At 73.3% G+C, this 12,905-nt stretch carries 12 protein-coding genes; 2 read left to right on the forward strand and 10 right to left on the reverse strand.

Going from position 1 to position 12,905, the window contains the following annotated elements:
* Nucleotides 1-106 precede the first annotated feature (106 nt).
* The 10 genes from lysX to ACIBEC_RS32235 form a co-directional block, all read right to left on the reverse strand.
* Nucleotides 107-1,663, reverse strand: a complete 1,557-nt coding sequence (gene lysX, locus ACIBEC_RS32190) for a bifunctional lysylphosphatidylglycerol synthetase/lysine--tRNA ligase LysX (RefSeq protein ID WP_360495738.1) — start codon at nt 1,661-1,663, stop codon at nt 107-109.
* A 146-nt stretch (nt 1,664-1,809) separates the two neighbouring features.
* A complete protein-coding gene (locus ACIBEC_RS32195; protein WP_360495736.1) occupies nt 1,810-2,559 on the reverse strand; it encodes a hypothetical protein in 750 nt (249 codons plus the stop codon).
* A gap of 83 nt (nt 2,560-2,642) precedes the next feature.
* A complete protein-coding gene (locus ACIBEC_RS32200; protein WP_360495734.1) occupies nt 2,643-3,428 on the reverse strand; it encodes a type III pantothenate kinase in 786 nt (261 codons plus the stop codon).
* Between the two features lie 46 nt (nt 3,429-3,474).
* Nucleotides 3,475-4,443, reverse strand: a complete 969-nt coding sequence (gene nadC / locus ACIBEC_RS32205; protein ID WP_360495731.1) for a carboxylating nicotinate-nucleotide diphosphorylase — start codon at nt 4,441-4,443, stop codon at nt 3,475-3,477.
* A 4-nt stretch (nt 4,444-4,447) separates the two neighbouring features.
* Entirely contained in the window at nt 4,448-6,121 is a 1,674-nt protein-coding gene (locus ACIBEC_RS32210; protein ID WP_360495729.1) for an L-aspartate oxidase, read from the reverse strand.
* 15 nt (nt 6,122-6,136) lie between these two features.
* Nucleotides 6,137-6,586 carry an aspartate 1-decarboxylase gene (gene panD / locus ACIBEC_RS32215; RefSeq protein WP_360495726.1) on the reverse strand — a complete coding sequence of 150 codons (450 nt, stop codon included), beginning with the start codon at nt 6,584-6,586 and terminating at the stop codon, nt 6,137-6,139.
* 56 nt (nt 6,587-6,642) lie between these two features.
* Nucleotides 6,643-7,548 (reverse strand): pantoate--beta-alanine ligase, encoded by a 906-nt coding sequence (gene panC / locus ACIBEC_RS32220; RefSeq protein ID WP_360495723.1) that lies wholly within the window; start codon nt 7,546-7,548, stop codon nt 6,643-6,645.
* Nucleotides 7,548-8,399 carry a Rossmann-like and DUF2520 domain-containing protein gene (locus tag ACIBEC_RS32225; RefSeq protein WP_396289553.1) on the reverse strand — a complete coding sequence of 284 codons (852 nt, stop codon included), beginning with the start codon at nt 8,397-8,399 and terminating at the stop codon, nt 7,548-7,550. The genes panC and ACIBEC_RS32225 overlap by 1 nt, the downstream gene beginning before the upstream one ends.
* 224 nt (nt 8,400-8,623) lie before the next feature.
* Complete coding sequence (locus tag ACIBEC_RS32230) at nt 8,624-9,313, reverse strand: response regulator transcription factor (protein WP_360495718.1); 690 nt, start codon at nt 9,311-9,313, stop codon at nt 8,624-8,626.
* Nucleotides 9,314-9,340: 27 nt separating this feature from the next.
* Nucleotides 9,341-10,534, reverse strand: a complete 1,194-nt coding sequence (locus ACIBEC_RS32235; protein ID WP_396289555.1) for a sensor histidine kinase — start codon at nt 10,532-10,534, stop codon at nt 9,341-9,343.
* Nucleotides 10,535-10,699: 165 nt separating this feature from the next.
* Between ACIBEC_RS32235 and ACIBEC_RS32240 the strand changes: the two genes are divergently transcribed.
* Both ACIBEC_RS32240 and ACIBEC_RS32245 read left to right on the forward strand, forming a co-directional pair.
* On the forward strand, nt 10,700-11,716 hold the full coding sequence (locus ACIBEC_RS32240; protein ID WP_360495712.1) for an SAM-dependent methyltransferase: 1,017 nt from the start codon (nt 10,700-10,702) through the stop codon (nt 11,714-11,716).
* The gene (locus ACIBEC_RS32245; protein WP_360495709.1) at nt 11,713-12,882 is read left to right on the forward strand and encodes an NADH-quinone oxidoreductase subunit D; all 1,170 of its coding nucleotides are present in this window, start codon (nt 11,713-11,715) and stop codon (nt 12,880-12,882) included. Before ACIBEC_RS32240 ends, ACIBEC_RS32245 begins: the two co-directional genes overlap by 4 nt.
* The last annotated feature ends 23 nt before the right edge of the window (nt 12,883-12,905 follow it).

Raw genomic sequence — 12,905 nt, forward strand, 5'->3', positions numbered from 1 at the left:
GGCCCGCTGGCTCCCGCCCTGGCTGCGGACGATGGCCCGCACCAGGAACCCGAAGCCGATCGCCATGACCAGCGGCGGCACGATCGCGCTGACGTAGTCCATCAGGTCACTCCTCCTCGGTCTTCTCCGCCGTCGCGGCGGCAGCCTTCGGCTCCGGCTTCACCAGCGGGAAGAGCACGGTCTCCCGGATGTTCTTGCCGGTCAGCAGCATGATCAGGCGGTCCACGCCGAGGCCGAGGCCACCGGTCGGGGGCATCGCGTACTCCAGGGCGCGCAGGAAGTCCTCGTCCACCTGCATCGCCTCGACGTCGCCGCCGGCCGCCAGCAGGGACTGGGCGGTGAGGCGGGCGCGCTGCTCGACCGGGTCGACCAGCTCGGAGTAGGCGGTGCCGATCTCGGTGCCGAAGATCACCAGGTCCCACTTCTCGGCCACGCCCGGGATCGAGCGGTGCTGGCGGGTCAGCGGGGAGACCTCGGTCGGGTAGTCCTTGATGAAGGTCGGCCGGACGGCGTTCTCCTCCAGCAGGCGCTCGACCATCTCCAGGACGATCTGGCCGTGGCCCCAGTCCTTCTCGAACGGGATGCCGTGCTCGGCGGCCAGCTTGCGCAGCTCCTCGACGCCGGTCTCCGGGGTGACCTCGGCGCCCAGGCGGGCGGAGATGCCCGGGTAGACGCTGACCTCCTCCCACGGCTCGGCCAGGTCGATCTCGTGCTCGACACCGTGGGCGTCCACGCCCTTGATCACCGTGGTGCCCAGCGCGTCCCGGGCCGCGTTGACGATCGTCTCGCGGATCAGCTCGGCCTGGGTGTCGTAGTCGCCGTAGGCCTCGTACGACTCCAGCGAGGTGAACTCCGGGTTGTGGGTGGAGTCCGCGCCCTCGTTGCGGAAGTTGCGGTTGATCTCGAAGACCTTCTCGGCGCCGCCGACCACCAGCCGCTTGAGATACAGCTCGGGGGCGATGCGCATGTAGAGGTCGATGTCGTACGCGTTGATGTGCGTCTTGAACGGACGCGCGTTGGCGCCGCCGTGCACCGGCTGCAGCATCGGGGTCTCGACCTCGATGTAGCCGCGGTCCTCGTAGGTGCGGCGGATCGAGCGGACCACGCGGCTGCGCAGGTGCAGGATCTCGCGGGCCTCGGGGTTGACGATCAGGTCCACGTAGCGCTGGCGGACCCGGGCCTCCGGGTCGGTCAGGCCCTTGTGCTTGTCCGGCAGCGGGCGCAGGCACTTGGCGGTGAGCTCCCAGCGGTCCACCATCACGGACAGCTCGCCGCGCTTGGAGGTGATCACCTCGCCCTCGACGCCGACCTGGTCGCCGAGGTCGATGTCGGCCTTCCAGGCCGCCAGCCGCTCCGCGCCCAGCTTGTCCAGGGAGAGCATCACCTGCAGGTCGCCGGTGCCGTCGCGCAGGGTGGCGAAGCACAGCTTGCCACCGGTGCGGGAGAGGATCACCCGCCCGGTGATGCCGGCCCGCTCGCCGGTCGCGGTGTCCGGCTCCAGGTCCGGGTGCTTGGCACGCAGGTCCGCGATGGTGCTGGTGCGGGGGAATCCGACCGGGTACGGGTCGACGCCGGCCGCCCGGAGCCGGTCCAGCTTCTCGCGCCGGACGCGCATCTGCTCGGGAAGGTCGTCGGTCGCGGGAACAAGACTCTGATCGCTCACCCCACAAGGGTAGCCAGCCACACACGGTGCTCCGTGACGGGACCGGCGGGAAGCGGGCCGGGACCGGCAGGAAGGACAGGCCGGGACGCGGCAGGGGGGGAGACCGCCGTCGCGGTCTCCCCCCCCTGCGGGGCGGGCGGGGCGGCTCAGCCGGTGCCGGTGGCGAGCTCGATCTCCTCGGGGGCCTCGTCGGCGGCCGGGGCGGGCCGGGCCGGGGGCTTGGGCCGGCGGCCGAAGAGCTCGGCCGGGGTGGGCATCCGGTGCGGGCGGGGCGGGGTGTTCGCGGCGGCGGGCTCGGCGGGCTGCTCCGGGCGGGAGTCGGTGCTGCTCATGGTGGTCCGTCCTCCTACAGGGGTGGGGTGACTGCTCGGGGGTGCGGCGGGGCTCGGTACGGCCACCAGGTGGCGCGGCTGGCCGGTGGTGAGGGCGAGGCGTTCGCGGACGGCGGCCTCGGCCAGCGCGTGGCAGCGCCCGGCCAGCCGCGAACGGCGCGACCGTTCACCGTGGCCGCAGGGCTGACGGATCAGCCCGCGCAGTGCGGTGAGGTCCTCGGGCCCGGGCAGGTATCCGTCGGACACCGCCTCCTCCAGCCGTTCCAGGTAGCCGGGCGCGCTGCCGGGCAGGGCGGAGCGGTAGCGGCCGAGGTCGGCGAGCAGGAAGGCGCGCAGTCGGCCGCCCTCCTGGACGGCCTCGTCGATCGCCTCGGTCAGACGCAGCGCGTCCTGGACGTCCTCCGCCCACAGTTCGGCGCCCGGCCCGGTGAGGGCCGGCCGGTCGGGCACCTGGAGATGGACGGGAACGGCGGGGTGCAGGGCTTGGGCGAGGGCTCGGCGCAGCACGCGGACTTCGTCGGCGCTGAAGGCCATGCCGCCGCGCGATCCGTGTGGCGTAGGCATGGGTGGACACTACGTGACGAATATCCGATTTGTCGGTAACGTCGCGCCGAACCACCCACGTTCGGCCCGACGGGGGGAGCCGGTCAGCTCGGACGGTTGCGTTCGTAGACCAGGCGCAGGCCGATGAGGGTGAGCCAGGGCTCGTGGACGTCGATGGTGGTGGCCTCGCCGAGGACGAGGGGGGCCAGGCCCCCGGTGGCGATCACCTGGACGTCGTCCGGGTCCTTGGCGAGTTCGCGGGCCATCCGGTCGACCAGGCCGTCGACCTGCCCGGCGAAGCCGTAGAGGATGCCGGACTGCATGCCCTCGACGGTGTTCTTGCCGATCACGTTGCGCGGGCGGGCCAGCTCGATCTTGCGCAGCTGGGCGCCGCGGACGCCGAGGGCCTCCACCGAGATCTCGATGCCGGGGGCGATCGCGCCGCCCACGTAGTCGCCGCGGGCGTTGACGGCGTCGAAGGTGGTCGCGGTGCCGAAGTCGACCACGATGCACGGGCCGCCGTACAGGTGGTTGGCGGCCAGGGCGTTGACGATCCGGTCGGCGCCGACCTCCTTGGGGTTGTCCATCAGGACGTGCACCCCGGTCTTCACGCCGGGCTCCACGATCACCGCGGGGACGTCGCCGTAGTAACGGCGGGTCACCTCGCGGAGCTCGTGGAGCACGGCGGGAACGGACGAGCAGATCGCCAGGCCGTCCACCGTGGCCTCCCGGGCCGCGGTGTGGTTGCCCATCAACCCCTGCAGCAGCACCGCCAGTTCATCGGCGGTGCGGCGCGGATCGGTGGAGATCCGCCAGTGTTCCACCACTTCCTCGCCGTCGAACAGGCCGAGCGTGGTCTGGGTGTTGCCGACGTCGATGGTGAGGAGCATGGGGCGCTTTCTGCGAGTCGGGACGGGTCTGCGCTGGTCCTGACGGTCAGGCGCGCAGGTCCAGGCCGATGTCCAGGATCGGCGAGGAGTGCGTGAGCGCGCCCACGGCCAGGTAGTCCACACCAGTCTGGGCGACCTCGCGCGCGTCGGCCAGGGTCAGTCCGCCGGAGGCCTCCAGCTTCGCCCGGCCGGCCACCAGCGCGACGGCCTCCTTCAGCTGCTCGACGGTGAAGTTGTCCAGCAGGATCAGGTCGGCCCCGGCCTCCAGCACCGGCGCGATCTGCTCCACCTCGTCCACCTCGACCTCGACCGGCAGCTCCGGGTACGCGGCCCGGACGGCCCGGAACGCCTCGGCCACACCGCCGGCCGCGACCACGTGGTTGTCCTTCACCAGGGCGGCGTCGGACAGCGCCATCCGGTGGTTGGCGCCGCCGCCGCAGCGCACCGCGAACTTCTCCAGCGCCCGCAGGCCCGGGGTGGTCTTGCGGGTGTCGCGGACCACCGCGCCGGTGCCCTCCAGGGCGTCCGCCCAGGCGCGGGTCGCGGTGGCGATGCCGGACAGGTGGCAGAGCAGGTTGAGCGCGCTGCGCTCGGCGGTCAGCAGGTCGCGGGTGCGGGAGCGGACCGAGAGCAGCACCTGGCCGGCCTCGACCCGGTCACCGTCCTCGACGTGCCGCTCGACCTCGAACTCCTCCTCGCAGATCAGCGAGACGACCGCCTCGGCGACCCGCAGACCGGCCACCACGCCGGCCTGACGGGCGGTGAAGTCGGCGGTGGCGACGGCGTCGGCGGGCACGGTGGCCACCGAGGTGACGTCCTCGCCGCCGGCCAGGTCCTCGGCCAGCGCCAGGGTGGCGATGTCCTCGACCTCGACCGGGTCCAGCCCGGCCTGCTCCAGCAGCTCGGCCAGCTGCGGGTCCAGACCGGTCTCGTAGCCCTCGCCGTCCCCGCAGGCGCAGCCGTCGCCGCAGCCGCCCTGGTCGGCCAGGGGGAGTTCCTCGTGGGAGTGGGTCATGGTTCTACTGCTCCTCAGGGGTGCTGACGGGGCCGCCGGTGGCGGCGAGGGTGGTGATCAGGTGGCGCCGCCAGTGGGCGTCGTCGCGCTCGGGGAAGTCCTCGCGCCAGTGGCAGCCGCGGGTCTCCTCGCGCTGCGCGGCGGCCGCGACCAGCGCGGTGGAGACCAGCAGCAGGTTGGCGGCCTCCCAGGTCTCCACCCGGGGGTCGGCCGGCTTCTCCTCGGCGACGTGTGCGTAGGCCTGCTCGGCGATCAGGGTGAGCCCGGCCGCGGCGTCGGCCATCGAGGCGGCCGAGCGCAGCACGCCCGCGCCGCGCGACATCAGCCGCTGGACGTCGGCGCGTGCCTCGGACGGCGGCAGCGGGACGGGGTGCGCGGCCTGCGCGGCGGCGACGTCCACGGCGCGCTCGGGCAGCTCGCCGGCCAGGTGCCGCCCGGCCAGGTCGGCCGCGATCCGCTCGGCGAAGACCAGGCCCTCCAGCAGCGAGTTGGAGGCCAGCCGGTTGGCGCCGTGCACCCCGGTGCAGGCGACCTCGCCGCAGGCGTACAGGCCGGGGACGGAGGTACGGCCGTGCCGGTCGGTGCGGACGCCGCCGGAGGCGTGGTGGGCGGCCGGTGCAACGGGGATCGGCTCGGTGACCGGGTCGATGCCGTGGGCGCGGCAGGCGGCGAGGATGGTCGGGAAGCGGTGCTCCCACATCTCGGCGCCGAAGTGCCGCCCGTCCAGGTACATGTGCTCGGCGCCCTGCTCCTGCATGCGCCGGGTGATCGCCTTGGCGACGATGTCGCGCGGGGCCAGCTCGGCCAGCTCGTGCTGCCCGACCATGAAGCGGACGCCGTCCGCGTCCACCAGGTGGGCGCCCTCGCCGCGGACGGCCTCGGAGACCAGCGGCTGCTGGCCCTCGGCCTCGGGGCCGAGCCAGAGCACGGTCGGGTGGAACTGGACGAACTCCAGGTCGGTGACCGCGGCGCCGGCCCGTAGCGCGAGCGCCACACCGTCGCCGGTGGAGACCGCCGGGTTGGTGGTGGCGGAGAAGACCTGGCCCATGCCGCCGGTGGCGAGCACCACCGCGCGGGCCCGGACGGCGCCGACGCCGTCCCGCTGACCCTCGCCCATCACGTGCAGGGTGAGGCCGGCCGTGTGGCCCTCGGCGTCGGTCAGCAGGTCGAGCACCAGCGCGTGCTCGATCAGCTCCAGGTCCGGGTCGTCGCGGACGGCGGCGACCAGGGCGCGGGAGACCTCGGCGCCGGTGGCGTCCCCGCCCGCGTGCACGATCCGGCGGCGGTGGTGGCCGCCCTCGCGGGTGAGCAGGATCTCGCCGGCCTCGTCGCGGTCGAAGGCGGCGCCGACCGCGATCAGCCGACGGACGGCGTCCGGGCCCTCGGTGACCATGGTGCGCACGGCCTCCTCGTCGCAGAGCCCGGCGCCGGCCACCAGAGTGTCGTCCAGGTGCTGCTCGGGGGTGTCCCCCTCGCCCAGGGCGGCGGCTATGCCTCCCTGGGCCCAGCGGGTGGAGCCTTCGTCCAGCATCGCCTTGGTGACCACCATGGCCCGCAGGCCGGCCTTGCGGACGTTGAGGGCGACGGTGAGACCGGCGATGCCGGAGCCGACCACCACCACGTCGGTGGCGGCGGTCCAGCCGGGGGCCGGGGCGGTGAGGCGATGCGTAACGGACATGGCTCAGTGGCTCCTTCAGCGAGAGGCGGCGTCGGCCGCGTCGTCCCGGCCACCGTACGCCGCGTCGCCGCGGAGCAGCCCGGTGCCCTCCTGGGCCTCCGCCGGGTCGCCGCCCAGGCCGGTGATCCGGTTCCGCTCGTCCACGAAGACGATGCTCGGCTCGTAGCCCTTGGCCTCGGCCGTGTCCATCTGCCCGTAGGCGATGAGGATGACCAGGTCGCCGGGGTGGACCAGCCGGGCGGCGGCGCCGTTGATGCCGATCACGCCGGAGCCGCGCGGGCCGGCGATGGTGTACGTCTCCAGCCGGGCGCCGTTGTTGATGTCGACGATGTGGACCAGCTCGCCGGGGAGCAGGTCGGCGGCGTCGAGCAGGTCCTCGTCCACCGTGACGGAGCCGACGTAGTGCAGGTCGGCCTGGGTCACGGTGGCCCGGTGGATCTTGGACTTGAGCATGGTGCGGAGCATGGGGTCACGCCTCCTGTGAGTGCATGCCTGAGGGCTGGGCTACCGAACGGTGGTGCTTAGCGAACGATGATGCGGACGTTGTCGATGAGGCGGGTCGAGCCCACCTGCGCGGCGACGGCCAGCACCGCCTCGCCCTGGAAGTCGTCCGCCGCTTCGCTGAAGTCGTGCGGGTCGATCAGGGCGAGGTAGTCAAGGGTGACACCCTCGGCGGCGTCCAGGACGACCGAGGCGGCCTCGCGGACGGCCTTCGGGCCCTGGGCGGCGGCGTCCCGGCCGGCGAACAGGGCCTTGGACAGGGCCAGGGCGCGGGCGCGCTCCTCCTCCGAGAGGTAGCGGTTGCGCGAGGACAGCGCCAGGCCGTCCTCCTCGCGGGCGGTCGGCACGCCGACGATCTCGACGTCGAAGTCCAGGTCGGCGACCATCCGCTGGATGACCGCCAGCTGCTGGGCGTCCTTCTCGCCGAAGAAGGCGAAGTCCGGGTCGGTGATGTGCAGCAGCTTGGCGACCACGGTCAGCACGCCGTCGAAGTGGCCGGGCCGGGTGGCGCCCTCGAAACGCTCGCCCATCGGGCCCGCCACGATGCGCACCTGCGGCTCGCCGTTCGGGTAGACCTCCTCGACGGACGGCGCGAAGACCACGTCGGCGCCGTTCTCCTCGGCCAGCTTCACATCGTCGTCGAGGCTGCGCGGGTAGCGCTCCAGGTCCTCGCTCGGGCCGAACTGCAGCGGGTTGACGAAGACCGTCACCGCGACCCGGCCGTCCCGGCCGACCTGCTTGCGGGCGGCCCGGATCAGCGCGGCGTGGCCCTCGTGCAGCGCGCCCATGGTCATCACCACGGCGTTGTCCACCGGCTGCTCGTCCGGCCAGAACGCGGCCTCGAAGTCGTCCACGGTGCGGGTGACGACGGCCCGGTGGACCTTCGGCGTCCGCTGGGGCTTGTTCGGCTGCTTGCCGCGTGCCATCAGGGCTTCTCCTCGTTCAGTACGTCCAGCAGCGCCGCCGCCGACGTGTCGTCGATCGTTCCGTTGGCGAGCGCCCGCTGCGCGGTGGCGCGGGCCATCGCTCGGTACGCCGCCGGGATGTCGGGGGACACCGTACTGAGCTGCGCCAGGTGACGCCGTACGGTGCCTGCGTCGCCCCGGGCGACCGGGCCGGTGAGGGCCGCGTCGCCGGAGCGCAGGCTGTTGTCCAGGGCGGCGCCCAGCAGCGGGCCGAGCATCCGGCCGGGCTCGGCGACGCCGGCCGTGCGCAGCAGCTCCATCGCCTGGGCGACCAGGGTGACCAGGTGGTTCGCGCCGTGCGCGAGGGCGGTGTGGTAGAGCGGGCGGACCTCCTCGGGCACCCACTCGGGCTCGCCGCCCATCTCCACCACCAGCGCCTCGGCGACCGGCCGCAGCTCCTCGGGGGCGGTCACACCGAACGGGCAGCCGGCCAGCCGGTCCAGGTCGACCGAGGTGCCGGTGAAGGTCATCGCCGGGTGCAGGGCCAGCGGCAGCGCCCCGGCCCGGGTGGCGGGCTCCAGGATGGCGACACCGTGCGCGCCGGAGGTGTGCACGACCAGCTGGCCGGCGCGGACGGCGCCGGTGGCGGCCAGCCCGACCACCAGGTCGGCCAGGGCGTCGTCCGGGACGGTCAGCAGGACCAGGTCGGCGGCGGCCAGCACCTGCGGCGGGGTGACGATCCGCACGCCCGGCAGCAGCGCCTCGGCGCGGCGGCGGGAGGTGGCGGACACCCCGGAGGCGGCGACCACGGTGTGCCCGGCGAGCTGCAGGGCGGCGCCGAGCGCGGGGCCGACCCGGCCGGTGCCGACCACGCCGACGGCGAGTCGGGCCGGACGGTTGCCGGGATCGCTCGGGTCGCCGAGGCCGTCGGCGAGCGGGGCGAACTCGCCGAATTCGGCGAAGTCGGACGGATCCACGCATCCACCCTTGTCGTGAATGACCGTTCCGGTCCACTCATCGGGTACCGGACGTACCGCCCTAGTCTACGGTCGGCGCCCGGACGCCGAGGAGGCTCAGTCGGTGGCCCCGGCGCGGCTCAGTCGGTGGCCCCGGCGCGGATCAGCCCGGCCTCGTACGCCAGCACCACGGCCTGGACCCGGTCGCGCAGGCCGAGCTTGGCCAGGATCCGGCCGACGTGGGTCTTCACGGTGGCCTCGGAGAGCACCAGCCGGGCCGCGATCTCGCCGTTCGACAGGCCCTGGGCGACCAGCAGGAACACCTCGCGCTCGCGCTCGGTCAGCGGGCCGAGGACGTCCGAGCCGGGCGCGCTCTGCGGGGTGGGCAGCACCTCGGCGAAGCGGTCGATCATCCGGCGGGTGGTGGTCGGGGCGACCACCGCGTCCCCGCCGTGCACCGCGCGGATCGCGGCCACCAGCTCGGTTGGCGGGACGTCCTTGAGCAGGAAACCGCTGGCGCCGGCCTTGAGCGCGGCGAAGGCGTACTCGTCCAGGTCGAAGGTGGTGAGGATCAGCACGTGCGGGGCGCCCGGCAGCGGGCTGCCGTCCTCGGCGAGGCAGATCCGGCGGGTCGCCTGCACGCCGTCCAGGCGCGGCATCCGGACGTCCATCAGGATCACGTCCACCGTGGTGTGCCGCAGCAGCTCCAGGGCCTGCGCGCCGTCGCCCGCCTCGGCGGTGATCTCGATGTCGCCCTGCGACTGCAGGATCATCCGGAACCCGGTGCGCAGCAGTTCCTGGTCGTCGACGAGCATCACGCGGATGGTCAAGGTGGCTCCTAGAGAGAGGGCGGAGGGTCAGTGTGCGGCCTTGAGCGGCAGGACGGCGCGGATCCGGAAGCCGCCGCCGGGGCGGGGGCCCACGTCGAGGCTGCCGCTGACCATGCCGACCCGCTCGCGCATGCCGATCAGGCCGTGGCCGAGACCGTCCGTGCCGCCGGAGGCCAGCTGTTCGTCGGTGCTGCCGCGCCCGTCGTCCTCCACCAGCACGGCCAGCTCGCGCTCGCCGAAGTCGACCGCGACCCGGGCGTGCACATCGGGGCCGCCGTGCTTGCGGACGTTGGTGAGCGCCTCCTGGACGATCCGGTAGACGGTCAGCTCGACACCGCGCGGCAGCTCGCGCGGGTGCCCGGAGGTCGCGTAGTCCACCTGCAGTCCGGCCGTGCGGACCTGCTCCAGCAGCTCCGGCAGCTCCTCCACGCCCGGCTGCGGCACGTACTCCTCGGCGGTATCGGCGGTGCGCAGCACGCCCAGCAGGCGGCGCATCTCGACCAGCGCCTGGCGGCCGGTGGAGGCGATCGTGCCGAGCGCCTCCTTCGCCTGCTGCGGGGAGTTGTCGAGGACGTACGCGGCGCCGTCGGCCTGGACGATCATCACCGAGACGTTGTGCGCGACCACGTCGTGCAGCTCGCGGGCGATCCGGGCCCGCTCGGCGGCGACCGCCACCTTGGCCTGGGCGTCCCGCTCGCGCTCCAGCCGGGCGGCGCGGTCCTCCAGCTCGGTCAGGTAGGCGCGGCGCACCCGGGTCAGCCGGCCCCACGCCCAGCACAGGATGAACGGCGTGCTCATCAGCAGCATGATCAGCGCTGCTTCACCGAGGTTGTAGTCGCGGGAGATGTAGTGACCGGAGTTCTCGCGGACCGTCTTCATCGGGTGCATCTGCCAGAACACCAGCGGCCCGGCGGACAGCCCGGCGACCAGCGCCAGCCGCGAGGTCCACTTCTGGCCGAAGGCGGCGCCGGTGTAGGCGAAGACCAGGTAGGCGATCGAGGAGGCGCCCGGCTCGACGCCGGCGAGCACCTGGCTGACGCCGAGGCCGGTGGCGGCGGCCACCGTGACGTCGGGATAGCGCCGGCGGACGACCATCAGCGCGGGCAGCACCAGCGCGACCAGGATGTTCGCGTCGAAGCGCCAGCCGCCGTCGGGGAAGTTGCCGTCCGGGAGCAGGCCGAGGAAGAGCACGATCGCCGCCCATGCGGCGTCGACCACCATGGGGTGACGGCGGAGCCAGGCGTTGAGTCGATGCACGTGTCCAGCGTAGGCAGTCGCTCCGCGTGTCCAGGTCCGCCGGTAGGGCGATCCGTCCTACTCCGTAGGTCGGAGAAGCCCCGGCTCCGATTGGGAGGGCCTTCCGACTGCCGGGTAGCGTCCCGCCCCATGACTTGGATGCGGTGGGCGCCCGCCATGGAACAGGCCCTCTACGACCCCGACCGGGGCTTCTACCGCAGGCCCGAGGGCCCGGCCGGGCACTTCCGCACCTCGGTGCACGCCTCGCCGAGGTTCGCCCGTGCGGTGGCCCGGCTGCTCCTCCAGGTTGACGCGGCCCTCGGTCGTCCGGAGGAGCTGGCCTTCGTCGACGTCGGGGCCGGGCGGGGGGAACTGCTGACCGGCGTCCTGGCCGAGCTGCCCGCCGAGGTGCTGGCGCGGCTGCGCCCGTACGGCGTGGAGATCGCGGACCGCCCGGCCGGGCTCCCGTCCACAGCCCTGTGGACGGACGAGCTGCCGCAGGGCGTGACCGGGCTGCTGTTCGCCAACGAGTGGCTGGACAACGTGCCGCTGGACGCCGGCGAAGTGGACGAGGACGGAGTGCTGCGCTGCGTCGAGGTGGACACCGAGAGCGGAGCGCTGCGGCTGGGCGCAGAGGCGCCGGAAGCGGAATCGGCCTGGGCCGCGCGCTGGTGGCCGGTCTCGGAGCCCGGGGAGGTGGTGGAGTTCGGTGGACCGCGGGACGCCGCCTGGGCGCGGGCCGTCGCCGGACTGGAGCGCGGCCTGGCCGTCGCGGTCGACTACGGGCACACGGCGGGGCGGCGGCCGCCCTTCGGCACCTTCACCGGCTTCCGGGACGGCCGGGAGGTGTCCCCGGTGCCGGACGGCTCCTGCGACGTGACCGCGCACGTGGCCCTGGACGCCATCGCCGTCCCCGGTCTCCACAGCCTGTGGACGACACAGCGCGAGGCCCTGCGCGCGCTCGGCGTGAGCGGCGGGCGCCCGCCGCTCCTGCTCGCCTCCACCGACCCGGCGGGCTACCTGCGGGCGCTGAGCGGGGCGGGGGAGGGGGCCGAGCTGACCGACCCGAACGGGCTGGGCGGCTTCGGGTGGCTGCTGCAGGCTGTCCGCATGCCGGTACCGGCGAGCTTGGAGCTCCTGCCGGGATGGCAGACTCTGGGGGCATGAGGGAGACCACGGTCGGCATCGGGGCGGGAGCCGAGAACGTCAGCGGCGCGGCGGGCACCACCGACATGGTGCTCAACATCGGTCCGCAGCACCCGGCCACGCACGGCGTGCTGCGGCTACGCCTGCTGCTCGACGGCGAGCGCATCATCACCGCCGAGCCGGTGATCGGCTACATGCACCGGGGCGCGGAGAAGCTGTTCGAGGCCCGTGACTACCGGCAGATCATCATGCTGGCCAACCGGCACGACTGGCTCTCCGCCTTCTCCAACGAACTCGGCGTCGTCCTCGGCGTCGAGCGGATGCTCGGCATGGAGGTCCCCGAGCGGGCGGTGTGGATCCGCACCCTGCTCGCCGAACTCAACCGGGTGCTCAACCACCTGATGTTCCTCGGCTCCTACCCGCTGGAGCTCGGCGGCATCACCCCGATCTTCCACGCCTTCCACGGCCGCGAAGACCTCCAGCACGTCCTGGAGGAGGCCTCCGGCGGCCGGATGCACTACATGTTCAACCGGGTCGGCGGCCTCAAGGAGGACCTCCCGGCGGGCTGGCTCGGCCGGGTCCGCGCCGCCGTCGCCAAGGTGCGGTCGGAGATGCCGGTGTTCGAGGAACTCGTCCTCGGCAACGAGATCTTCCGCGCCCGCACCGCCGGCGTCGGCACCCTCACCCGGGCACAGGCCGAGGCCTACGGGGTCAGCGGCCCCATCGCCCGGGCCAGCGGCCTCGACCTCGACCTGCGCCGCGACGAGCCCTACCTCGCGTACGGCTCCGAGGAACTGCGGCAGGTGCTCACCGTGGTCACCCGCGAAGAGGGCGACTGCCTGGCCCGCTTCGAATGCCTGCTGGAACAGAGCCTCAACGCCCTGGACCTCGCCGACGCCTGCCTCGACAAGCTCGCCACCCTGCCGCCCGGCCCGGTCAACCAGCGGCTGCCCAAGGTGCTCAAGGCACCCGAAGGCAGCACCTACGCGTGGACCGAGAACCCGCTCGGGATCAACGGCTACTACCTGGTCTCGCGCGGCGACAAGACGCCCTGGCGGCTCAAGCTGCGCTCGGCGTCCTTCAACAACATCCAGGCGCTGACCGAACTGCTGCCGGGGACGCTGGTCGCGGACATGGTGGCGATCCTGGGGTCGATGTTCTTCGTCGTCGGGGACATCGACAAGTAGGTCTGACCTTCAAGGAGGTCAGA

The organism is Kitasatospora sp. NPDC051164 (assembly GCF_044455625.1).
Taxonomy (GTDB): Bacteria; Actinomycetota; Actinomycetes; order Streptomycetales; family Streptomycetaceae; genus Kitasatospora.